Raw genomic sequence first — 23176 nt, forward strand, 5'->3', positions numbered from 1 at the left:
TTAATACCATGGCATATAGAATAGAGCATGATACAATGGGCGAAGTAAAAGTTCCTTCAGATAAATATTGGGGCGCCCAAACTGAACGTTCAAGAAATAACTTTAAGATTGGAACTCCGGCTTCTATGCCAAAAGAAATTATCGAAGCTTTTGCCTATTTAAAAAAGGCCGCAGCCTATACAAACACCGATGCCGGAATATTGCCTTCAGAAAAACGAGATCTGATAGCACAAGTTTGTGATGAGATTCTGGAAGGAAAATTACATGATCAGTTTCCTTTAGTTATCTGGCAAACCGGGTCTGGAACTCAATCAAACATGAACGTTAACGAAGTTGTTTCTAATCGCGCTCATGCTATACAAGGAAATAAATTAGGGGAAGGAACCCCTTTTATTCACCCCAATGATGATGTGAATAAATCTCAATCATCGAATGACACGTATCCAACAGCAATGCACATTGCTGCTTATAAAATGCTGATAAATGTTACCATTCCAGGAATTGAAAAATTAAGAGATACATTAAAATCAAAATCCGAAGAATTCTCTAAAGTAGTTAAGATCGGAAGAACACACTTAATGGATGCAACTCCGATTACTTTAGGTCAAGAGTTTTCGGGTTATGTTGCTCAATTAACCTTCGGAATACAAGCTCTAAAAAACACCTTACCTCATTTATCTCAATTAGCCCTTGGCGGTACCGCTGTAGGAACAGGCATCAATACTCCAAAAGGATATTCTGAAAATGTAGCAAAATATATTGCACAATTTACGGGCCTGCCGTTTATTACTGCCGAAAATAAATTCGAGGCCTTAGCTGCGCATGATGCTATCGTAGAAAGCCATGGCGCATTAAAGCAAATAGCGGTTTCTTTAATGAAAATTGCCAACGACGTCCGCATGCTGGCATCTGGCCCAAGATCAGGAATTGGAGAAATCATTATTCCTGAAAATGAACCAGGTTCATCCATTATGCCAGGTAAAGTAAATCCTACGCAATGTGAAGCTGTAACCATGGTGGCTGCTCAAGTTATGGGAAATGATGTAACCATCTCTATTGGCGGATCCAATGGCCAATACGAACTGAATGTATTTAAACCGGTAATGGCTGCAAATTTCTTATTAAGCGCGCAATTAATCGGAGATGCCTGTGTTTCATTCAATGATCACTGTGCTATAGGTATTGAACCTAACTACAATGGTATCAAAAAGCATTTGGAAAACTCATTGATGTTAGTTACTGCATTAAACCCGCATATAGGTTATGAAAATGCTGCCAAAATTGCTAAAAAAGCTCATAAAGAAAACACATCTCTGCGTGAAGCTGCAATATCACTTGGCTTATTAACCGACGAGCAATTTAATGAATGGGTAAGACCGGAAGACATGATTGGTGGTTTAAAGTAGCATGAGCACTATCGATAACCAAATGATCAAATCCAGAATGAGCATTAGTATTTTCGTAATTCTAATGCTCATATTAGCTTCTTGTAAATTCAATTCGAAAATGCAACACCCTGGAGCGGAATCTCTTCAGGGCTCTTGGACCGCTGAAAGCGTTCCTGGTCAAGATCAACTACAGCGATATGAACTTTACGATTTCCAATTCAATTGTGACTCTGTTTACGTAAAGATCAAAACGTTCTCTAAAACTAAAATGGATGTAGATTCCTGCTATGGAAATGGTCAATGGAACGAATATGCCCGAGGCGTTTATGTAGTTCGTGGAGATAGTTTAATAATTCAAGCTACTTATACTCATGAAAATTGGCGACAAAAGTTAACCGGGTGCCATCATATCGGTCAATATTTGCCTCGCTTCAAAATAGCTCAACAAACAACTGATTCCTTATATCTTGAAAATCGTTATAGTCACATTCCTATTCAATTAAGAAAGACAGCAACAACAACATGTGTACCTAAAGAGGTATATTAAAACCCTTTAAATTCCCAGATAGTATTTGGAGTAATGCAATAATCTAATGGCACATCCAGCGGATTTATATCTTCAATTAGATCAACCGGCTCAAATAAGGAAAGACCGACTTTAAGACAATCAGGACGGCAAACAGAAAGAAACCGATCATAGAAACCTTTGCCGTAACCTACTCTGTTTCCCATTCTATCGAATGTAAGAAGAGGCAATATTACAACATCAAGCTGCTCTGCTAATACTACTTTTCCTGCCTTAGGCTCCGCTATACCCCATTTATTCAATTCAAGCACTAAGTCCTCCTCCCATGCATAATGATGCATCGTAAGAGACCCCATATCTGACTTAGGTACCACCAATTGAATTTGAGGAAAGTTCTTCCGAAGCCAATTTATCAGTAAAGTTGTATCAGGCTCTTTAAAACCTTCTATAGGAAGAAATATGTGGATATAACTAAACCTCGCCCAATTAAACTGTTGAAATTTCGACAGCAGGTCATTGTTAAGAGAATCTTCTTCTTCTTTTGTTAAAAGTAAACGTACTTGTTTAAAGCGTTCTCGTAACTCTACTTTAGTAGCCATTTAATGCCTGAAAATCTACTTTACGCGTTCAATATAATTACCGGTACGGGTATCGATCTTTACTCGATCTCCCTGGTTTATAAATAATGGAACCTTAATCTCTACTCCTGTCTCAACAGTAGCATTTTTAAGAGCGCCTGTAGAGGTATCTCCTTTTACAGCAGGCTCACTATAAGTAATCTCAAGCTCTACGCTTGTAGGTGCACTTGCCATAATAGGCTCATCACTTTCAAAAGCAACAATTACATCCATTCCTTCTTTTAAAAACCTTGCTGTTTCACCAAACAGATGCTTAGGAATATTGAATTGTTCATAATTGCTATTGTCCATTACAACAAAAAAATCACCCTCATCGTACAGATATTGATAATCGTTTGTTTCAACACGAGCTATTTCTACCTCCTCATCTGTACGAAAGCGATACTCAGCAATCTTGCCGGTTTTAACGTTACGCATTCTGGCTTGATAAAAAGCTCGTAGATTTCCTGGGGTCCGATGTATAAACTCTTCAACTGTAACTAACTCACCATTAAATCTTAAAACATTTCCTGTTTTTACGTCAGAAGCCTTTGCCATTTAATTATAATTTATTTGATTTGATTTCAATACTATTTCCTAACAAAGATAATCGTTTAATGCCTATCTGCAAAAACAACCCAAAACCTCATTATTTATAGTCCTGTATCATCAAATGATGTGTACAGAAACTATATTCCTGAAGTTGATTAGAGCAAACAACAAGCAATCGCTGTTCTGAGAACTCTTTAATTAATTGATGATACCACTCCACTCCTTGAACATCCAGGTTCGAAGTAGGTTCATCCAAAAAGAGTAAAGGAGTATCTGCACAACAAGCCAAAACGAGTTTCACCCGCTGCTTCATTCCAGAAGAGAAATACCGGATCTCTTTATTTTCAGATTTTTTAAGATCCAATAACTGAATAATCCGGTCGGTATCCCAACCTTTAACTAGTTTCTTAAATCGAAAATGATAGGTTATTAATTCACGAAGCGTAAATTCTTCAATTAATTCAAGATAGGGTGCGGCCAATGATAAATGTTCAAAGACTTTGCTTACCTCAAGATCTGCATTATTTAAAGAATAGCCTAACTTCCCACTAGACGGACTTAAGTTGCCTGCAAGAACTTGCAAAAGAGTCGACTTCCCTGATCCGTTCGGACCTAAGATAGCATAACTTTCTCCTTGAATAAACTGGTAATTTACTTGTTTAAAGATCCATTCTCTATTAAACCTTCTACCAATATTCTCAAGCTCTATTTTCAAAACACACAGATTATTACATCGCTCCTAATTTCCCTTGCCCAAAACCTTTCATCACCCCACGATTGGAACTGCGAATAAAGTCAAGAATCTCATCCCTGATTTCTGTCGGTTTAAATTCTGTTTCAATAATACCCAGGGCCTTGGTAAGGTTATTATGCTTAACAAATAAAGTCCGATAAATATCCTGAATCTCGTTGATCATCTCAGAAGAGTAGCCTCTTCTACGTAAGCCAACTGAATTAATACCTACATAAGCGATCGGCTCACGCGCCGCCTTTACAAAAGGAGGAACATCTTTTCTTACCAGCGTACCACCAGCAATAAAAGCATGAGAACCAATACTGCAAAACTGATGAACAGCAACCATACCAGCTAAGACAACATAGTCGCCTACCGTAATATGGCCTGCCAGTGTACTGCTATTTGAAAAAATACAATTATCTCCAACTATACAATCATGAGCAATATGGCTATAAGCCTGAATAAGGCAATTCTTTCCAACACTTGTCTTCCACCGATCCTTTGTTCCTCTATTAATGGTAACACATTCACGTATGGTTGTATTATCACCAATTTCTGCTGTAGTTTCTTCGCCATCAAACTTTAGATCCTGTGGGATCCCTGAAATAACAGCCCCAGGAAAAATTCTACAGCCTTTTCCAATTCGGGCTCCTTCCATAATAGTCACATTGGGACCTATCCAGGTTCCTTCACCAATCTCAACATTTTTATAGATAGTAGCAAACGGTTCAATAACCACATTGTTAGCAATCTTTGCTTCCGGATGTATATAAGCTAGAGGTTGAATCATAATGTAGTTTCGCTTTCTTTAATTCTCGTAATTTGAGCCATCATCTCAGCCTCAACCACAACCTTCTCTCCAACCATACCAACTCCTTTCATCTGTGCTATTCCTCTTCTTATCGGTTCCATCAGGTCACATCTAAAAATAATGGTATCACCAGGAGACACTTGTGCTCTAAACCTGACGTTATCTATTTTTAAAAATAAAGTAATATAATTTCTAGGATCAGGAACGGTACTTAAAACCAAAATACCTCCCGTTTGGGCCATCGCCTCAACTTGTATAACTCCTGGAAAAACAGGTGTCCCAGGAAAGTGCCCTTGAAAAAGATCCTCATTCATGGTCACATTCTTCACCCCAACAACATGTGTTTTCGATAATTCTAATATCTTATCTATAAAAAGGAAGGGTGGGCGATGAGGTAAGATATCCATGATCTGTACAACATCATACAAAGGCTTCGCTGCAGGATCATAAAGATGAATCTTCTTCTTGCTTCTTTCCTTCTTTATAGCTGCTTTAATCTTTTTAGCAAAAGCTACGTTTGCTGCATGACCAGGTCTTGCTGCCATAATATGCCCTTTTAACGGCACTCCAATTAAAGCCAGATCACCTATCATATCCAGCAATTTATGTCGTGCCGGCTCATTCTGATAACGTAATTCTATATTATTTAGAATACCCTCTTTAGCTACTTTAATATCTTTACGGTTAAATAGCTTTGCCAAAGATGCCAACTCGGTATCGTTCACATCCTTATCAACAATTACAATCGCATTATTTAAATCACCGCCTTTAATTAGATTATTGTCTACCAGTGTTTCCAGTTCATGCAAAAAGCAGAAAGTTCGGGATGCCGCAATTTCTGTCTTAAATTCATCAATGCTAGAAATAGATGCATGTTGGCTTCCTAAAACAGGTGAGTTATAATCAATCATGCAAGTCAAACGGTAACCCTCCAAAGGCATTGCTACCATTTCTACTTCCCGCTCAGGTTCTGTATAATGCATATTGTGAGGAATAACATAATATTCCCTATCCAAATTCTGAAGCACATAACCTGCTTTTTCTAAAGCCTCTGTAAAAAAAGAAGAACTTCCGTCCATAATCGGAACTTCCGGCCCATCAATCTCAATCAATACATTATCGATCTCCATCCCTACCAAAGAAGCTAATAAATGTTCGATGGTACTTACACTTGCGCCGTTTTGAGAGATTGTAGTCCCTCTCGATGTATCAGTAACGTTATCAACATCTGCGTCAATAACAGGTTTACCTTCCAAATCAATCCTTTGAAATTTATAACCGTGATTCTCTGGGGCCGACTTAAACGTTAATGAAGCTGATCTGCCAGTGTGTAAACCCACACCAGAAATACTTACTTCGTTTTTAATGGTTCTTTGTTTCTCGTTCATTCTTTCAAACTCTTCGCCAATCGGCGATTTAAGATTAAAGTTACTTTTTATTTATTAAGTTTTCTAATTCCAAAATCCGCTTCTCAAGCAAAGGTAACTTCTGTAAAGTTACCTGAATACGCATTTGAGATGCATAATTAGATGCTGGTGTTCCCGCCCACTTTTTATCCGGTTCAACGATAGATCGGTTAATTCCTGATTGAGCCTGAACCTGAGTCCCTCTAGCAATTGTAATATGTCCTGCAACCCCAACTTGTCCGCCCAATACAACATTTTCAGCAACTTTAGCACTTCCCGAAATCCCCGTTTGCGCAGCAATCACTGTATTTTCTCCCACCTCCACATTATGTGCTAACTGAATTAAATTATCAAGTTTTACACCATTACCAATCTTGGTAGATCCAAGAGTTGCCCGATCAATGGTTGTATTTGCTCCAACTTCTACATCATTTCCAATGACAACATTCCCGATCTGATTGATCTTTTTATAAGTTCCATCTGCTTGCGGAGCAAAGCCAAATCCATCACTACCTATAATCGCACCTGAATGAATTATTACACGATCTCCTAAAACACAATCATAGTAAACTTTCACTCCCGCATGAATTGTACAGTTGTCGCCTAAAGTTACATTGTCGCCAATATAACTATGAGGATAGATTTTACAATTGTCACCAATCTTTACATAAGGTCCTATATAGCTAAAAGCAGCTATATAAACACCCTTGCCAATTTTTGCTGTTGGATGAATATAAGAAGGTTCTTCAATTCCCTTTTTGTCGAATCTTAATTGATTATAAGCATCCAGGAGAACAGAAAGAGCCGTATATGCATCTTTAACACGTATTAATGTCGACTGAACTGGCTGTTTAACCAATTGATCTTCATTAACGATTACAATAGAGGCATTCGAACTATATAAATAAGTTTCATATTTCGGATTAGAAAGAAATGTAATGCTCCCATGTTGAGCTTCTTCTATCTTTGATATTTCAGAAACCGCAACCTCAGCATCACCTTCGATTGTTCCATTTATTAAATCACTAATTTGTTGTGCGGTAAATTGCATCTGCAAATTTATATGTTACTAATTTATGAAGAAATAATTACCATATTGAAATCAGGGTGCTAAAATAAACCTTTTGAACGAAGATCTTTTGGAAAAGACACAATATATTTTTGCACCTTTTTCGATAAGACCTCAAGGTTAGATAAATCAGAAGCTTGCGTTATATCTTTAATCGTTCCATTCTTCATTAAAATTTTAATACTCCCATCTCCAACCTGATAAGCACTGTTAGAAATTGTTTTTGAATAAACAAGGTAGTTAACTTCCGCTTCCGATACATCAAAATAGTCTATTGCAGCTTCTTTAAGCTTTAACAATAGTTTTTCGTCGGGCTTATCATTACTCATCTCTACATTATTCAATTGCCGGTTCATCAATCGGCTACACAATAAAGATAAAGTCTTATCCGGATGATTTGTCCAAACCTTAATACTTGCCAATATATCAACGTCATCTAATTCAACAAAAGCAGCAAGATGTGCAGGATCTTTTTCAAAAGCCTCCTTTGTAATGCGCGTTGTTAAAAAATGTTTTAAAAATGGAGTAGCAAACAGATCATGCCCTTGCAAACTAAGCTGTTTAGCTCTATGAAGAATCTTAACCAACATCTGTTCAGCACTAATAACTGTTTTATGCAAATATACCTGCCAATACATAAGTCGTCTGGCAATTAAAAACTTCTCTATCGAATAAATCCCCTTCTCTTCAACAACAAGCTCATTATCAAAAACATTCAACATCTTTATAATCCGGTTGAAGCTGATCACTCCTTCTGTTACACCGGTAAAAAAGCTATCCCTAATAAGATAATCCATACGGTCTGTATCAAGCTGGCTGGATACAAGCTGATGCAAAAAGAATTTCGGATAATTATTTCTGAAAATAGATATAGCAGTCGTTAACTGGCCATTAAACTCCTTATTCAACTTGTCCATTATTAGTCCGGAAATATCCTCATGTGAAACATCCTCTACAATAGAGTGTTCAAGCGAATGAGAAAAAGGCCCATGCCCGATATCATGTAATAATATAGCGATTAAAGCAGCTTCCTCTTCGTCGCTACTTATCTCTACACCCTTTCCACGAAGAGTTTCAATGGCCAATCCCATTAAATACATAGCACCCAAGGCATGCTGAAAGCGAGTATGAAGCGCCCCAGGATAAACCATATGAGTTAAACTTACTTGTTTAATATATCGTAATCGCTGAAAATAAGGATGCTCAATTAAATCAAAAATCAATCCGCCAGGAATGGAAATAAATCCATAAACGGGATCATTGACTATTTTTTTCTTCTTCAATTTTTAAAATAAATTTCAACAAAGGTGCTATTTTTTTATCAATATATAGATTCAGCACATCATATATAGAACTATATAAACTAAGATAAAGCTACTTATCTTAAAAAAATATTTTTACTTTAGAAGGAACACTTTTCTGTTAATGTTTGTTAAATTATTAATACCTAATAAAACATTCTTTAAGTTCGCGCTTTACATAGGTAAACTAACATACAATGCAAGAAACGAATATATTATGGGCTGATGACGAGATTGATTTGCTCAAGCCCCATATCATGCTTTTAAATGAAAAAGGTTACTTTGTAAAAACTGTAACAAACGGTACAGATGCTGTAGAAGCTTTTAAAACAGCTTATTTCGATTTAGTATTTTTAGATGAAAATATGCCCGGATTAACGGGGCTGGAAACCTTAGCAGAATTAAAAAGTATCAATCCGGCTGTCCCAATGGTACTGGTTACCAAAAACGAGGAAGAACACCTGATGGAGGATGCTATTGGAGCAAAAATCGACGATTATTTAATAAAGCCCGTCAATCCAAAACAGATTCTATTAACGATTAAAAAGTTAACAGAAAATAAAAGACTAGTAAGTGAAAAAACTTCAATTGCTTATCAACAAGATTTTCGTGTATTGGGTATGACACTCAATGATCGCTTAGATCACGAGCAATGGGCAGAAGTTTATAAGAAACTTGTGTACTGGGAGCTTTCCCTCGAAAAATTAGAAGATGCAGGAATGCATGAAGTCCTCACTCTTCAAAAAGCAGAAGCAAATGCTCAGTTTTCAAAATTTATTGAAAACCATTACTTAGGTTGGATAAAATCTCCTGAAACCGGACCAGTGCTTTCTCATCAATTGTTTGCTAAAAAGCTATTCCCTTCCATGAAAAAGGAGAAACCTACTTTCTTCTTTTTAATTGATAATCTTAGGTACGATCAATGGCGCATTATCAATACAGTTCTAAGCAGCTATTATCATCTTGACGAAGAGGATCACTACTATAGCATTCTACCAACAGCAACCCAATATGCGAGAAATGCTATTTTTAGCGGTTTAATGCCCTTAGAAATGGAAAAGCGATATCCTAAAATGTGGCAAAACGATGAAGATGAAGGAGGGAAAAACCTACATGAAGAAGACTTTATTGCAGATCAAATAAAACGCATTATGCGTAAAGACAGCAAATTTTCTTACAATAAGATTCTTACTCTTGAACAAGGAAGAGATATTGCCGAGAACTTAAGCAATCTGATGGAGAATGACCTGAACGTATTAGTATACAATTTCGTCGATATGCTTTCTCATGCAAGAACCGACATGGCAATGATTCGTGAACTAGCCAGCGACGAATCTGCTTACCGTTCTTTAACCCTTTCGTGGTTTGAGCACTCTCCTTTGTTAGATACATTGAAAAGACTTTCACAGAAAAACGTACGTATAGTCATCACAACTGATCATGGAACTATTCGGGTAAAACACCCAAGCAAAGTAATCGGCGATCGAAATACCAATACAAACTTGCGGTACAAACAAGGGAAAAACCTTAATTTTATAGCCAAAGATGTTTTCCATATAAAGAATCCGCACGACGCCATGTTACCGAAGCTACATGTAAGCTCAAGCTTTATTTTTGCAAAAGAAGATACTTATTTCGTTTATCCGAATAACTACAATCAGTTCGTGAATTATTATAATGAAACTTTCCAACATGGAGGAATCTCAATGGAGGAAGTTATCATTCCATACATTTCATATAGCACCAAATAACTTGAAAGAGATTATTTTAAACCAGCTCAATCAATTACCTCAAGTTGCAACACAGCTTCTGGAACTTGCTGGTGAGAAAAAAGTATTCCTATTTGAAGCACCCATGGGCGCAGGAAAAACAACCATAATTAAAGCTTTATGTAAAGAATTAGGTGTAGAGGACCCCATTACCAGCCCTACATTTTCAATCGTAAATGAATATATCGGAAAAGATGGCCCTATTTATCACTTTGATTTTTATCGATTAAAAGATGAACAAGAAGCCTATGATTTAGGTTATGAAGAGTATTTCTATTCAGGGAACTACTGCTTTGTTGAATGGCCGCAAAAAATAAACTCATTATTGCCTGATGATGCTTTCCTCATTCAAATAGAAGTAGTAGATCAAACTCGCCTATTGAAAATCGACGCATAAGTTTGTACTTAAGCTTTTAATTTCTTTTTCGTACCTTAATCCCATCATTATGAATGAATCTAAGGTATGAGCGAATTTTCTAACTTAGCCCACCAGGCTTTAAGACAAACACAGGAAGTTTTACAAGAAATTGGTACCAGAAAGAATCAATTATTCATTGGAATCCCTAAAGAAACCTCCTTTCAGGAGAATAGGATAGCATTAACACCCTTATCCGTAGCTTTACTAGTTGAGAACGGCCATCGTGTTATCATGGAAAGCGGAGCAGGAGCTGCCGCAAATTTTCTAGACCATCATTACAGCGAACAAGGCGCAGAAATTATCCCAGATAAGAAAAGTATCTATAAGGCTGACGTAATTATCAAAATATCGCCACCAACCATGGAGGAAATCGATATGATGAAAAACGGCCAGGTTCTATTCTCGTCTCAACAACCTTCCTATTTAAGTCTGGAGCAATTACAGGCTATGATGAAAAAACGCATCACTGCAATTAGCTATGAATACCTGCGCGATGAAGGAAATATACTTACCGTAGTAAGGGCCATGAGTGAAATTGTGGGTGCCACATCCATATTAATCGCTGCAGAATATTTAAGCAATGTATTTGATGGGAAAGGCTTAATGTTAGGTGGAATAACGGGAGTTCCTCCAACAGAAATTGTCATTTTAGGTGCAGGAACCGTAGGCGAGTATGCTGCCAGAACAGCCTTGGCATTAGGCGCTCAGGTTAAAGTTTTCGATAGTTCCATATACAGGTTACGTCGTTTACAAACCAATATTGGCAGCCTGGTATTTACATCCGTTATTCAGCCCATTGTTCTGCGAAAAGCAATTATTTCTTCAGATGTAGTAATTGGCGCGGTCCGTTCTGTTAATGGAAGATGCCCATGTCTTATTGAAGAAGCCACTGTAGAAAAGATGAAACCAAATTCCGTTATTATCGACGTAAGCATCGATCAAGGAGGTTGCTTTGAAACTTCACAAATTACCAATCACCTAAAACCAACCTTTAGAAAGCACGATGTAATCCATTATTGTGTTCCAAACATTGCTTCGCGGGTTGCAAGAACGGCCACCTATGCCCTGACTAATATTTTCACCCCCATATTACTCGAAATGGGAGAAATGGGAAGTATGATAAATTTAATATGGAACAGGCCGGGAATAAGAAATGCCGTATATCTTTACCAGGGCGCATTAACTAATAAAGACATCGGCGAGCGCTTCAATATTACACCCAAAGACCTTGAGCTAATTGCTTTTTCTCACCGTTAGAAAAACCAATCCCATATTTTAACGTTTCTAAAATATAAATATGCAGGTCAATATCAAATACTTTAAAAGATACTTCTCTCTTATTAAAGAAACACTCGCAGGGTTTTCAGAAGATAAAATAATGAAGAAAAGTGCTGCCTTAGCTTATTATACAGTCTTTTCTTTAGCTCCTCTTTTATTGATCATCATGTGGACAGTAAGTTTTTTCTATGGTGAAGACGCCATAGAAGGACGGGTTTTCAATGAATTGACAGATATCATTGGCCCAAGCGCTGCCAAGCAAGTTCAAGACATTATTCAAAAGATCAGCGTTTCAGAAAAATCAGGAATAGCAATTATTATAGGAATCGGCACCTTAATTATAGGCTCTACAACAGTATTTATTGAAATTCAAGATTCTATTAACTCCATCTGGGGCGTTCGGGCCAAACCTCAAAAAGGACTAAGAAAAATGATAATAGACCGTATGCTTTCTTTTTCTATCGTTATAGGCTTAGGCTTTCTGCTTATCGTCTCCCTGATAGTAAGTACCGTTATTGAGCTGCTAAGCAGCTACTTATTAACGATCTTTCCTGATACGATTGCCATTGTATTCACAATCATAAACTTTGGAATAACCTTCATCGTAATTGCCATTCTATTTGGTGTAATCTTCAAATTCCTGCCCGATGCAGAAATAAAATGGAAACACGTTAGAGGCGGAGCCATTTTTACAGCAATCCTTTTTATCGTCGGCAAATACCTAATCGGCCTATACATGCAATTTACTGCACCAGAGAGTGCCTATGGTGCAGCCGGGTCGATTATAATTATTCTCCTCTGGATATATTATACATCAGCCATATTATATTTCGGAGCCGAATTTACTAAGGTATATACAAAATGGACCAGCGGAGAGATCTTACCTTCCCGATTTGCCGTTCGTGTTATACAAACAGAAATAGAACACGATGTACACCAACAAGATGATCTAAAGCGATAAGATATTTGCTATCTTCAAAAGATTAGGATTTACTTCCCTGATATGCTTAATAGCTCTGTCAAACGGAGTGAAACAAACATCAGGTCCTATCAAACCGGCCATTTCGCCCGACTTTCCAGCCAGAAGGCCTTCTACCGCTGCTACCCCTAATCGACTTGCCAATACACGATCCATACAAGAAGGTTTACCCCCACGTTGAATATGCCCCAATACAGAAACACGTACATCGTAATGAGGAAAACGATTTTTAACCCGATCTGCAACCTCAAAAGCACCTCCGGCCTCATCTCCTTCAGCAACAATAATTATTCTTGAAGATTTATTCTTCCTTGTTTTATCCATTCGGTCCAGCGTATCGCTGAAATCAAGATTAGCCTCAGGAATCAAAATAGCTTCAGCACCTGTACCAATTCCACTTCTCAGTGCAATTAATCCAGAATCTCTGCCCATAACTTCTACAATAAATACACGATCGTGTGATTCAGCAGTATCTCTAATCTTATCTACAGCATCTACAACCGTATTAATCGCTGTATCATAGCCAATTGTAAAATCAGTTCCTTGTAAATCATTATCAATTGTTCCTGGAATACCGATGATCGGAACATCGTGCTCATCTATAAATTTCTTAGCACCCGTAAAAGTACCATCTCCTCCAATTGCAACCAAAGCATCAATCCCGGCTTCCTGTAATTTATCATAGGCTTGCTGTCTCCCCTCCACTGTAAGGAATTCCTGACTTCTGGCAGTTTTAAGAATAGTACCTCCACGTTGGATTATATTTGCAACAGACTTAGCATCCATTTCATACAAATCTCCCTTAACTAATCCATCATACCCCCTCGTAATTCCAAAAACCTTTAAATCATAATATAAACCTGTTCTAACTACAGCCCGAATTGCTGCATTCATTCCTGGCGCATCTCCACCCGAGGTAAAAAGACCAATACTTTTAATCTGTTTCATTCAAAAATTTTATTTCTTTATTGACGCTACTATTATAAGAAAAATTAAGCTATTACACGGTATATCTATGATAAGAAGCTGAAATTATTTAAGGCCTTCAGCACGGTAAGCCTCTAGTCCGCTATCTAAGAACTCAATATAATTAGGAATACTTAAATTATAGGCTTGAGCCGGAACAAGCTTTTGACCCTTAGAGTCTGCAATTACATAATAGGGCTGAGAATTGGTTCCAAAAACCGAAGCTTGCATATCACTCCATTTCTGTCCAATTCTTGCTATCTTTTTACCACTGAATTCAGAAACATACTTTTCAGACTCTTCCAGTTCGGTTTTATCATCTACATAAAGTGATATCAGAACAAAATCTTGTTTCAATCGCTTCAAAACTTCCGGATCAGGCCAAACGGAAGCTTCCATTTTCCTGCAATTAACACAGCTCCAACCTGTAAAATCAATTAAAACCGGCTTATTAACCTTTTGAGCATAATCAAGTCCTTCCTGATAATCATAAAACGCATCCAGGCCATGTGGTGCATGAAAAATATCCGCATATTTCCGGCCTGAAGCTCCCTCGTTTGCTACATTGCTACTACCGATATTTCCATACGTTAACTTATTCAAATCAAAGTCTTGCGTAGGCTGTGGAGGCAACCAGGCACTAATACCTTTTAACGGGGCACCCCACATACCTGGAACCATATAAATGGTAAAAGAGAATATCAAAATAGCAAAGAATAAACGCGGTAAAGACAATATTTTAATATCATCTGATGCAGACAACTTGATTTTTCCTAATAAGTAGAAACCAAATAATCCAAAGATTACAATCCATAATGCTAAAAACACTTCGCGGTCTAACAAACCCCAATGATATGCTAAATCCACATTAGAAAGGAATTTAAACGCTAAAGCCAGCTCTAAAAAGCCTAAAGAGACTTTAACCGTATTCAACCATCCTCCCGACTTTGGCATCTCTTTTAAGAATGCCGGGAAAAGAGCAAAAATGATAAAAGGAATGGCTAAAGCAATGGAGAATCCTAACATTCCGATGGCCGGCCCTAACAAGGTTCCCTTTGATACTGCCTCTACCAATAAATAGCCAATAATAGGACCAGTACATGAAAAAGATACCAGGGCCAATGTAAATGCCATAAAGAAAATGCCAAGTAATCCGCCCTTATCCGACTTTTCATCCATTTTATTAACAAAACGAGAAGGTAAGGTAATTTCGAACGCTCCTAAAAAGGAAATAGCAAAAACAAGAATGATGGCAAAGAATAAAAGATTAAATACCGCACTACTGGCAGCCTCGTTTAAGGCAGAAGCACCAAAAATAAGTGTAACGATCATGCCCAGAGCTACGTAAATCACAACAATAGATATTCCGTAGATAATTGCATTCCAAATTCCTTTTGTCCGACTACCACTACGTTTCGTAAAGTAAGAGGTTGTCAATGGAACCATCGGATAGATGCAAGGCATTAAAAATGCCGCAAACCCTCCAATTAAGCCCGCAATAAAAATACCCCAAAGGCTTTGATTTTGAGAAGCATCGTCCTGATTATTAACACTGCTGATAGCTCCTGGTTTAACGATACTTGAATCACTCGCAGAAGAAGAATCAGCCCCAGAAAGAGAAGAGTCTAATTCAGCAGTACCCGAATCTTGTTGCATTCCTGCAGGTAAGGATACAATATTAGTTGACTCGTTAATACTACTAAGGCTTCCTGCTGCCGAAGATCCACTTGGCTTAACAAGCTCTGAACTAGCAAGCGAAGCTGCATTTGACGCATCTACGGAAATACTAAAAGGAACCTCTTCGGGCGGCAAACAGTGACTATCATCACAGGTCATAAACTCTAATACGCCCTTGACCGTAACCTTTGCCTGCGTTAATTTTATTTTCTGGGAAAACTTAACCTGCTTTTTATGCCAGGAAATCTGCATCTTAAACGTTGGATCAAAACCACCAACGGCTTTCGGACTCTCAGTTACTGTACCATCCAAGGTATAACCCGTACCTTTTTCAAAACTAAATGAAGTAGGAATAGGACCTCCATCTTCAATGAATTGAGAATATACATGCCAGCCCGGAGCTATATCTGCTGTAATAACCAGCGTTGCACTACTCTTCGTAATATTTTCAGCCTCAAATTTCCAAGTAACAGGTGTATATATTTGCGCATTGGCAAATAAACCCCAAAAAAGTAAAATAAATACCGAGAAAATCTTCTTCATAACATCTTCTTAAAACACGAACTCAATCTCTTTAAAATTAAATCTTGCAGAATGACCATTGAAATCAACAATTAACTGTCCGTCATCCGCCACATCAATAATTTTACCCTCAACAGATACACCTTCCAAATTAAACTTTCTAACTTCGTTTAACCCATAAAGTGCCTTTTTATAGACTAACTGCAGATCTGCAATACCTTGATTCTTTAATTGAAAATAACACTTTTCAATCGACTTACAAAGGTCGTATAATAAGTCAGTTAATATGTATTCACGATGTAATAATTCCTTTATAGAACATGCATTTTTCAATCCTGAAAAGTCTTCCTGATTAACATTAATTCCAATGCCAACAACAGACTCCCTCCACTCGTTGCCCTGCAGTATATTCTCAATTAGGATTCCCCCTAATTTACGATCACCTACATAAATATCATTTGGCCATTTAATCGCCAATTCTTCCCCAAGCAATGGGTAAAGTGCTTCATAAATTGCAACACAAATTACAATGTTGATATTAAATTGTTGAATTGGATTTAAAAAAGAAGGCTTTAATAAAATACTAAAGGTGAGATTTTTGCCCGATTCTGATAACCATTTATTACCGGATTGCCCTCTTCCACCAAACTGTTCCTCTGCCATTATAACAGTACCCTCACTAAATGGCGCAGATTTTGACAGTTCTTCTTTTAAGTAATCATTTGTAGAAGAAATACTCTTTAATGTAATAAATTTTTGACCATTAAGAAATGATGAAAAAGTGTTACTTTGCAAGTGTTCAGTTAAAATAAAAGTAAATAATTGTCAAAACTAATATAATTAATGACAAAAAGTAGAAATCAAAATGAATCAACATACATTTCTGAAATCATCATACATGGTCTTCAAGAGAAAAAAGGGAATGAGATCGTAAGAGTTGACCTAAGAAAAATAAACAGTTCAGTGACAGACTATTTCGTAATTTGTCATGCAGATTCCTCCACTCAGGTTCGCGCATTAGCGGACAGCGTTGAGAAAGAAGTTTACCAGGCTTTACATCAAGATCCTTGGCATAAAGAAGGTTTCGAACAAGGCGAATGGGTTTTATTAGATTATGTAGATGTTGTAGTACATATCTTTAAAACAGAAAAACGTCAACATTATGGTATCGAAGACCTTTGGGGAGATGCCAAACTTGAAAATTATAAAAGTGCTTAACCCCTTATCTTAAGGTACAAAAAAATATAGAGCAACCAGTAAACGTTGCAATAATCTAATAGTTCAAGAATGAAAGAAAAATTTTCAAACCAGGCAAGTGGAAGAAAGAAAATTCCAAGTAAAAAAATTACTCCAAAACCGCCTCGGTTCAATATTATGTGGGTATGGATGGCTCTATTATTAGGCTTTTTTGTACTACAATATGTATTTAGTGGAGACACTGCCAAATCCATCACCTACCAACAATTCGAAGAGAATATGTTAAAGACTGGTGATGTTGATCACCTGGTAGCCTTTAAAAAGAATGAACTTATTGCCGTTGAAGTTTACATTAAAAAAGATAAACTAGACGATCCTAAGTATAAAGAGGTAAAACCTCAGCCCAATGCACTTAATATGTCTGCAGAAGCAGGTCCGCAATATATTTTTACTGACGGATCTTTTGATGCTTTAGAAAGAAAATTAAATGCAGCTCAGGCAGAGGTTCCTCAAAATGAACGCGTAAGCTTAAAGCTTGAAGAAAGAAACAGCCCATGGACAGGCTGGTTGCTTACACTTCTGCCATTTGTATTAATTATTGCCTTCTGGGTATACTTAATGCGTAGAATGGGTAATGGTGGTGGCGGCCCGGGTGGACAGATCTTCAATATTGGTAAATCCAAAGCAAAGTTATTCGATAAGGAATCACAAGTTAATATCACCTTTAACGATGTAGCCGGCTTAGAAGAAGCCAAGCAAGAGGTAATGGAAATTGTAGATTTCCTTAAAAACCCGAAAAAATACACCAACCTTGGAGGTAAAATTCCAAAGGGAGCTCTTTTGATAGGTTCACCAGGAACCGGTAAAACATTGTTAGCAAAGGCTGTTGCCGGTGAAGCTCAAGTTCCGTTTTTCTCCCTTTCGGGTTCAGACTTCGTAGAAATGTTTGTCGGAGTAGGAGCATCCCGTGTACGAGATCTATTCAAACAGGCAAAAGAAAAAGCCCCTTGTATCATCTTTATTGATGAGATTGATGCAATTGGTCGTGCTCGTGGAAAAAACAGCATGATGGGTGGAAACGATGAAAGAGAAAACACACTGAATCAATTACTAGTTGAGATGGATGGTTTCGGAACAGATTCAGGAATTATCATCCTTGCTGCAACCAACCGTCCGGATGTTCTAGACCCTGCTTTACTGCGTCCAGGACGATTTGACAGACAAATATCAATTGATAAGCCCGATTTAGTAGGTAGAGAGCAGATATTCAAAGTTCACTTAAAACCTATTAAATTAGCTGAAGGGGTAGATGCCAAAAAACTATCTGCTCAAACACCAGGATTTGCAGGTGCTGAAATCGCCAACGTATGTAACGAAGCTGCTCTTATTGCTGCACGTCGCAATAAAGAAGCGGTAGATATGCAAGACTTCCAGGATGCTATTGACCGGGTTATTGGTGGATTAGAAAAGAAAAATAAAATAATATCTCCTGAAGAGAAACGCATAGTTGCCTACCACGAAGCAGGACACGCTATTGCTGGCTGGTTCTTAGAACATGTAGATCCGTTAGTTAAAGTATCTATTGTACCGCGCGGTATAGCTGCATTAGGATATGCTCAATACTTACCTAAAGAGCAGTTCTTATACACTACCGAGCAGTTAATTGATAGTATCTGTATGACCATGGGTGGTCGTGTATCTGAAGATATCACTTTCGGAAAAATATCAACCGGAGCTCAAAACGACTTAGAACGAATCACCAAATTGGCTTATGCCATGGTAACCGTTTATGGTATGAACCACCGCGTTGGAAACGTTTCTTTCAATGAAGCACAAGAAGGCAATCAGTTCAATAAGCCTTATTCTGAGAAAACCGCCGAATTGATTGATGACGAAGTACGCATGCTGATTGCAGATGCCTACGATAGAACCAAGAAGTTATTATTAGATAATAAAGAAGGCTTGCAAAAACTAGCTGATAAATTATTGGATAAAGAAATCTTATTCCAATCAGATCTGGAAGACATTTTAGGCAAGCGACCATTTAATACACGTACAACCTACGATGAGTTTGTAAACAGCGAAACAAACAATCAAGAACAGATCACAGAAGACCTGGTTCACGATGCCGTTACAGACCATCCTGATGCTGTAGAGAATAACCCTACAAGCGATCCGGCACCGAGTGATAATCTATAAAATTAAAGGCTAAGAGCAATCGCTCTTAGCCTTTCTTCGATCTATGAAAGAATCTACCTCTAAAGAACAGATTTTAAAAAGAGTAAGGGTAGCCTTACTAGAAAAGAGAGACAATCCTTATTCGAACCTCGAAGAAACACCCCTATACCCTCCATTTGAAGATCCGCTGGAAATAGTATTTGCAAAACAGTTTTCAGCCGTTGCCGGCAAATTTGTTTTCTGTGATGGCGAAATTGATTTAGTTGAAAACCTCTTGGCCTTAGCGGATAAGCATGCATTAAGAAAAATGTATGCCTGGGAACCAAAATTACAAGAGCTATTAAATCACTATGGCTTCCCTTTCTATAGCACTGATACCGATTTCGATAAAGCAGATGCAGGAATAACCTTATGCGAAGCACTGGTTGCAAGAAATGGAAGTATTTTACTTAGCAATGCCAGTGGGGCAGGAAGAAGGCTTAGCATCTTTCCTTCCATACATATAGTGATTGCCTACACCTCGCAACTAGTTGGCGACATCAAAGATGGTTTGGATTTCTTAAAAACAAAATACAAAGACGAACTACCTTCCATGATTAGCCTGGTTACCGGTCCTAGTCGCACAGCTGATATTGAAAAAACACTTGTATTGGGCGCTCACGGCCCAAGAGAATTGTACCTTTTCCTGCTCGATGATTCCATCGTAAACGTCTAAATAAGACAAGTTTATAAGACGATCAATATACATTCCTTTACATAATCGAATTATGTACGGGTATTCCTTCCGTTGAGTTTGCGTTATTTAGGCCTAAATAACGCAGACTCAACGGAAGGAATATCCATGTTCGAAACCAGCTTATAAAGGAATGCTTTTCTTTTACAAATAAATGTTCCATCAAAAGTAATTAATTACTAATATATTTAGTAATTTTGATAGATGGATTCAGAAAGAGAATATTTTAAAGGAAGAGGATCGCAAATAAATCCAAACAATAAATTTGCCCAAAACAAATATAAGACAGAATTTATTGAAGGGCTCGATGAAGAACTTCTGGAAAATTCATCTACCAAATTTTATCAGGAAACACCTAAGAAAATAATCAGCACCAATGATAGTCCGGATCTCTCTTTCAGACAATCCATCAATCCTTATCAAGGATGTGAACACGGCTGTATTTATTGTTACGCCAGAAACTCGCATGAATACTGGGGCTTTAGTGCCGGATTAGATTTCGAGCGAAAGATTATAGTAAAACACAATGCAGCTGCATTATTAGAGGAAGCCTTTAATAAAAAAGGCTATCAAGCTGATACCATTATGTTATCTGGCAACACTGACTGTTATCAACCCATTGAACGCAAATTAAAAATAACCCGTTCTTTACTCCAGGTATTTCAACGTTATCATCATCCCGTTTCTATGATCACTAAAAACAACCTGATTCTACGCGATATCGATATACTGAGTGAATTAGCCAAAGAAAACTTAGTGCATGTAGCCATTACCATCAACTCTTTAAATGAAGAGCTAAGAATGAAGATGGAGCCTCGAACCGTAACAGCTAAAGGGAGATTGAAGGTGATTGAAAAATTAAGCAATGCCGGAATCCCCGTTTTTTTGATGTGCGCTCCTATTATACCAGGTTTAAACAGCGACGAAATGCCTCAATTAATTAAAGCAGCAGCAGATTGTGGAGCAAAATCTGCAGGCTTTACCCTGGTAAGGCTTAATGGAGCAATTGCTGAAATATTCACAGACTGGATAAATAAAACCTATCCGGATAGGGCAGAAAAAGTACTTCATGCCATTGCAGAAAGTCACGGAGGAAAATTAAATGACTCAGAATGGTCGCGCCGATCAAGAGGAAGCGGGCAAATGGCAGAAAGCATCCATAAACTTTTCTATATTTCACGTAAACGATATATGGGCGATGCTCACCTGCCTCCTTTATGTAATAATTTATTTACACCAAAACATGGCAAACAATTGAAAATGTTTTAATCAATAAAATACCAAACCATATAATTTTATTACCTTTCAAACTTTGCAAACCATAGGTAATAAATTGCTTTAAACAATCTTATGCAAGAGTATCTTTTACAAACACCAGTTGCCAGTATTATTTTAGTATTTACTTTAGTAACCAGTATCTACACATTTTCAAATCCGGAATTATTCGGGAAGTTAATGCTTCATCCCTACAGCGTAAGCAGGGGAAAAAATGTATATACTATTTTAACAAGCGGTATTATTCACCGCGATTGGATGCACCTTGCATTCAATATGCTAACCTTCTTTTTCTTTGCTTTCCCTTTAGAACAATTACTGGCGCAACTTAGTAGTTGGGGACATATTCAATTTCTAATAATCTATGTTGTAGCCTTAATTTTAAGTGATATTACAACTATTATAAAGGAAAAGAATAATTATCGCTATCATAGTTTAGGAGCCTCCGGTGCTATTTCGGCCGTCCTGTTCAGCTATATTTTGTTCAATCCAACAATGTCATTGTATTTGTTTTTTATCCCTATTCCTATCCCTGCAGTAATCTTCGGTCCTCTATTTTTGGTATATTGTGTTTGGGCAGCAAATGCAGCGCGCGATAGTATTAACCACGATGCTCACTTTTATGGAGCACTCAGCGGATTGAGTATCACAATTCTAATGTATCCACAAATTATAGGGCACTTTATCAATGAAGTATTGGGAATGCTGGGGTAATTTTAAGACTTAAAATCTACTTATTCTTTCAAAAGCTTTTTCACTTCTTCTAAAGAAATAAAAGACTGGTCTTTATCTTTAATAAAAGACATTGGATTTTCCGGATCTTTAATAATTTCGAACAAGGTATATCCCCAGGGTTTCCAAAAATTCTCGATTACTTGTCCGTAGGTTTTGGCTTGCCAATTATCAAAAATGGGGCGAGAATTAACTCCTAGTAAAGACATCGGTTCAATGTAAAAACGATCATCTATAGAAGAGATCATATAATCTGGCAAACGATTAAAAAGATAGCAAGAATAAAAGAAACGTCCGCATAATTCTTCGAACTGGATGGGATGAAGCTTCTGATCTTTTACAATGGATAGAATTTCTTCATGATAAGTTAAGTTAGCCCCGTTATCTTGTAAACAAGCAATAATACCGAGATTCTTAATGCGTAAAGAATAAACCAAGGTGTTTATTTCATCCCGATAATTATAGGTATTCTCCGGATTATCGACTTCATAAACCAAGATGCTGAAAGGAAGGACAGTTTCATATTCAACATCTTGTATAAGCGACTGCAACATGGCATGCAGGTTTTTGAACTTATGAACCAATGTCTGCGAAAAGTTCATGTCTTCACCACTTAATAGCTGCTGCCTGATACCTACTTGTATTTCATTGAAAATAATACCGTAAACCCATTTTGAGATCCATTGAAACAGCGTTACCTTATCTAGTTCTTTCACACCTGCATAACCCTTTTCAAAAGCAATGCGAACCTGTTCATCCAAGTGGCTTAAACGTTCATAAACCTCGGGAGAACAAGGTAATTTAAGATCGCTATAATTTTTATAGCTTTCATCGAGCATTTTAAAAGGCTGATCGCCAATGTTATGCTCCTTTAAGATCCACTCTGGAAAAACCGGATAAAAAGAAGGTTTCTCAAGTTTAACCCCACTTAAAAAACAGGTATTAGTATCGAAGTAGAATTTATCAAAAGGATTGTACAGCTGTTTTTCCATGCAGTCAAAGATACCATTTATGCCCTTTCAAAAGTGTCAGTTAAAAGTTGAAAT

General features: G+C 37.4%; 22 protein-coding genes. 11 read left to right on the plus strand and 11 right to left on the minus strand.

Annotated features, from left to right (window positions below; translation table 11 throughout):
• Positions 1–8: 8 nt before the first annotated feature.
• A complete protein-coding gene (fumC, locus tag C8N28_RS07580) occupies positions 9–1406 on the plus strand; it encodes a class II fumarate hydratase (protein ID WP_132223284.1) in 1398 nt (465 codons plus the stop codon).
• 1 nt (position 1407) lies between these two features.
• Positions 1408–1935: a fumarate hydratase gene (locus tag C8N28_RS07585; RefSeq protein WP_132223287.1), complete on the plus strand. Its 528-nt coding sequence runs from the start codon at positions 1408–1410 to the stop codon at positions 1933–1935.
• Here C8N28_RS07585 and C8N28_RS07590 read toward each other — a convergent pair.
• The 7 genes from C8N28_RS07590 to C8N28_RS07620 all read right to left on the minus strand — a co-directional run bounded on the left by C8N28_RS07590 (position 1932) and on the right by C8N28_RS07620 (position 8388).
• Positions 1932–2513 carry a 5-formyltetrahydrofolate cyclo-ligase gene (locus C8N28_RS07590; RefSeq protein WP_132223290.1) on the minus strand — a complete coding sequence of 194 codons (582 nt, stop codon included), beginning with the start codon at positions 2511–2513 and terminating at the stop codon, positions 1932–1934. The two genes, C8N28_RS07585 and C8N28_RS07590, sit on opposite strands and share 4 nt — an antisense overlap.
• Positions 2514–2528: 15 nt before the next feature.
• Entirely contained in the window at positions 2529–3089 is a 561-nt protein-coding gene (efp, locus tag C8N28_RS07595) for an elongation factor P (RefSeq protein WP_132223292.1), read from the minus strand.
• 91 nt (positions 3090–3180) lie between these two features.
• Positions 3181–3798, minus strand: a complete 618-nt coding sequence (locus tag C8N28_RS07600) for an ABC transporter ATP-binding protein (RefSeq protein ID WP_132223295.1) — start codon at positions 3796–3798, stop codon at positions 3181–3183.
• Positions 3799–3811: 13 nt separating this feature from the next.
• Positions 3812–4609, minus strand: a complete 798-nt coding sequence (gene lpxA, locus C8N28_RS07605; RefSeq protein WP_132223298.1) for an acyl-ACP--UDP-N-acetylglucosamine O-acyltransferase — start codon at positions 4607–4609, stop codon at positions 3812–3814.
• Complete coding sequence (locus C8N28_RS07610; protein ID WP_132223300.1) at positions 4606–6018, minus strand: bifunctional UDP-3-O-[3-hydroxymyristoyl] N-acetylglucosamine deacetylase/3-hydroxyacyl-ACP dehydratase; 1413 nt, start codon at positions 6016–6018, stop codon at positions 4606–4608. Before C8N28_RS07610 ends, lpxA begins: the two co-directional genes overlap by 4 nt.
• Positions 6019–6058: 40 nt before the next feature.
• Positions 6059–7087 carry a UDP-3-O-(3-hydroxymyristoyl)glucosamine N-acyltransferase gene (gene lpxD, locus C8N28_RS07615; protein ID WP_132223303.1) on the minus strand — a complete coding sequence of 343 codons (1029 nt, stop codon included), beginning with the start codon at positions 7085–7087 and terminating at the stop codon, positions 6059–6061.
• Between the two features lie 59 nt (positions 7088–7146).
• Positions 7147–8388 (minus strand): HD domain-containing protein, encoded by a 1242-nt coding sequence (locus C8N28_RS07620; protein WP_132223307.1) that lies wholly within the window; start codon positions 8386–8388, stop codon positions 7147–7149.
• 215 nt (positions 8389–8603) lie between these two features.
• Here C8N28_RS07620 and porX point away from each other — a divergent pair, with 215 nt between their 5' ends.
• From porX to C8N28_RS07640, 4 genes are all read left to right on the plus strand, one after another.
• Positions 8604–10157 (plus strand): T9SS response regulator signal transducer PorX, encoded by a 1554-nt coding sequence (gene porX, locus C8N28_RS07625; protein ID WP_132223310.1) that lies wholly within the window; start codon positions 8604–8606, stop codon positions 10155–10157.
• A 1-nt stretch (position 10158) separates the two neighbouring features.
• Positions 10159–10572, plus strand: a complete 414-nt coding sequence (gene tsaE, locus C8N28_RS07630) for a tRNA (adenosine(37)-N6)-threonylcarbamoyltransferase complex ATPase subunit type 1 TsaE (RefSeq protein WP_246012773.1) — start codon at positions 10159–10161, stop codon at positions 10570–10572.
• Between the two features lie 66 nt (positions 10573–10638).
• The gene (locus C8N28_RS07635) at positions 10639–11850 is read left to right on the plus strand and encodes an alanine dehydrogenase (RefSeq protein WP_132223316.1); all 1212 of its coding nucleotides are present in this window, start codon (positions 10639–10641) and stop codon (positions 11848–11850) included.
• Positions 11851–11890: 40 nt separating this feature from the next.
• The gene (locus C8N28_RS07640; RefSeq protein ID WP_132223319.1) at positions 11891–12832 is read left to right on the plus strand and encodes a YihY/virulence factor BrkB family protein; all 942 of its coding nucleotides are present in this window, start codon (positions 11891–11893) and stop codon (positions 12830–12832) included.
• Here the strand turns inward: C8N28_RS07640 and pfkA are convergent.
• From pfkA to C8N28_RS07655, 3 genes are all read right to left on the minus strand, one after another.
• Positions 12821–13798 carry a 6-phosphofructokinase gene (pfkA, locus tag C8N28_RS07645; protein WP_132223322.1) on the minus strand — a complete coding sequence of 326 codons (978 nt, stop codon included), beginning with the start codon at positions 13796–13798 and terminating at the stop codon, positions 12821–12823. The two genes, C8N28_RS07640 and pfkA, sit on opposite strands and share 12 nt — an antisense overlap.
• 84 nt (positions 13799–13882) lie before the next feature.
• Complete coding sequence (locus C8N28_RS07650; protein WP_132223325.1) at positions 13883–16036, minus strand: protein-disulfide reductase DsbD family protein; 2154 nt, start codon at positions 16034–16036, stop codon at positions 13883–13885.
• Between the two features lie 9 nt (positions 16037–16045).
• Positions 16046–16810: a biotin--[acetyl-CoA-carboxylase] ligase gene (locus tag C8N28_RS07655; RefSeq protein WP_132223328.1), complete on the minus strand. Its 765-nt coding sequence runs from the start codon at positions 16808–16810 to the stop codon at positions 16046–16048.
• Between the two features lie 48 nt (positions 16811–16858).
• Here C8N28_RS07655 and rsfS point away from each other — a divergent pair, with 48 nt between their 5' ends.
• The 5 genes from rsfS to C8N28_RS07680 all read left to right on the plus strand — a co-directional run bounded on the left by rsfS (position 16859) and on the right by C8N28_RS07680 (position 22112).
• Complete coding sequence (rsfS, locus tag C8N28_RS07660) at positions 16859–17233, plus strand: ribosome silencing factor (RefSeq protein WP_132223331.1); 375 nt, start codon at positions 16859–16861, stop codon at positions 17231–17233.
• 69 nt (positions 17234–17302) lie between these two features.
• Positions 17303–19411: an ATP-dependent zinc metalloprotease FtsH gene (gene ftsH / locus C8N28_RS07665; protein ID WP_132223334.1), complete on the plus strand. Its 2109-nt coding sequence runs from the start codon at positions 17303–17305 to the stop codon at positions 19409–19411.
• Positions 19412–19454: 43 nt separating this feature from the next.
• Positions 19455–20105, plus strand: coding sequence for a LutC/YkgG family protein (locus tag C8N28_RS07670; RefSeq protein ID WP_132223336.1), 651 nt, complete (start codon positions 19455–19457; stop codon positions 20103–20105).
• A gap of 222 nt (positions 20106–20327) precedes the next feature.
• Positions 20328–21392: a PA0069 family radical SAM protein gene (locus C8N28_RS07675; protein WP_132223339.1), complete on the plus strand. Its 1065-nt coding sequence runs from the start codon at positions 20328–20330 to the stop codon at positions 21390–21392.
• An 81-nt stretch (positions 21393–21473) separates the two neighbouring features.
• Positions 21474–22112, plus strand: coding sequence for a rhomboid family intramembrane serine protease (locus C8N28_RS07680; RefSeq protein WP_132223342.1), 639 nt, complete (start codon positions 21474–21476; stop codon positions 22110–22112).
• A gap of 20 nt (positions 22113–22132) precedes the next feature.
• Here the strand turns inward: C8N28_RS07680 and C8N28_RS07685 are convergent, their stop codons facing one another.
• A complete protein-coding gene (locus C8N28_RS07685; protein ID WP_132223345.1) occupies positions 22133–23122 on the minus strand; it encodes a hypothetical protein in 990 nt (329 codons plus the stop codon).
• Positions 23123–23176 lie beyond the last annotated feature (54 nt).

This window comes from Albibacterium bauzanense, from assembly GCF_004339765.1.
Taxonomy (GTDB): domain Bacteria; phylum Bacteroidota; class Bacteroidia; order Sphingobacteriales; family Sphingobacteriaceae; genus Albibacterium; species Albibacterium bauzanense.

What these genes read in the sequence shown, in the direction of transcription:
- fumC (WP_132223284.1), top strand. Translation starts at nt 9, where the DNA reads ATGGCATATAGAATAGAGCATGATACAATGGGCGAAGTAAAAGTTCCT.
- C8N28_RS07585 (WP_132223287.1), top strand. Translation starts at nt 1,408, where the DNA reads ATGAGCACTATCGATAACCAAATGATCAAATCCAGAATGAGCATTAGT.
- C8N28_RS07590 (WP_132223290.1), bottom strand. Translation starts at nt 2,513, where the DNA reads ATGGCTACTAAAGTAGAGTTACGAGAACGCTTTAAACAAGTACGTTTA.
- efp (WP_132223292.1), bottom strand. Translation starts at nt 3,089, where the DNA reads ATGGCAAAGGCTTCTGACGTAAAAACAGGAAATGTTTTAAGATTTAAT.
- lpxA (WP_132223298.1), bottom strand. Translation starts at nt 4,609, where the DNA reads ATGATTCAACCTCTAGCTTATATACATCCGGAAGCAAAGATTGCTAAC.
- C8N28_RS07610 (WP_132223300.1), bottom strand. Translation starts at nt 6,018, where the DNA reads ATGAACGAGAAACAAAGAACCATTAAAAACGAAGTAAGTATTTCTGGT.
- lpxD (WP_132223303.1), bottom strand. Translation starts at nt 7,087, where the DNA reads ATGCAATTTACCGCACAACAAATTAGTGATTTAATAAATGGAACAATC.
- porX (WP_132223310.1), top strand. Translation starts at nt 8,604, where the DNA reads ATGCAAGAAACGAATATATTATGGGCTGATGACGAGATTGATTTGCTC.
- C8N28_RS07635 (WP_132223316.1), top strand. Translation starts at nt 10,639, where the DNA reads ATGAGCGAATTTTCTAACTTAGCCCACCAGGCTTTAAGACAAACACAG.
- C8N28_RS07640 (WP_132223319.1), top strand. Translation starts at nt 11,891, where the DNA reads ATGCAGGTCAATATCAAATACTTTAAAAGATACTTCTCTCTTATTAAA.
- pfkA (WP_132223322.1), bottom strand. Translation starts at nt 13,798, where the DNA reads ATGAAACAGATTAAAAGTATTGGTCTTTTTACCTCGGGTGGAGATGCG.
- C8N28_RS07650 (WP_132223325.1), bottom strand. Translation starts at nt 16,036, where the DNA reads ATGAAGAAGATTTTCTCGGTATTTATTTTACTTTTTTGGGGTTTATTT.
- rsfS (WP_132223331.1), top strand. Translation starts at nt 16,859, where the DNA reads ATGACAAAAAGTAGAAATCAAAATGAATCAACATACATTTCTGAAATC.
- ftsH (WP_132223334.1), top strand. Translation starts at nt 17,303, where the DNA reads ATGAAAGAAAAATTTTCAAACCAGGCAAGTGGAAGAAAGAAAATTCCA.
- C8N28_RS07670 (WP_132223336.1), top strand. Translation starts at nt 19,455, where the DNA reads ATGAAAGAATCTACCTCTAAAGAACAGATTTTAAAAAGAGTAAGGGTA.
- C8N28_RS07675 (WP_132223339.1), top strand. Translation starts at nt 20,328, where the DNA reads ATGGATTCAGAAAGAGAATATTTTAAAGGAAGAGGATCGCAAATAAAT.
- C8N28_RS07680 (WP_132223342.1), top strand. Translation starts at nt 21,474, where the DNA reads ATGCAAGAGTATCTTTTACAAACACCAGTTGCCAGTATTATTTTAGTA.
- C8N28_RS07685 (WP_132223345.1), bottom strand. Translation starts at nt 23,122, where the DNA reads ATGGAAAAACAGCTGTACAATCCTTTTGATAAATTCTACTTCGATACT.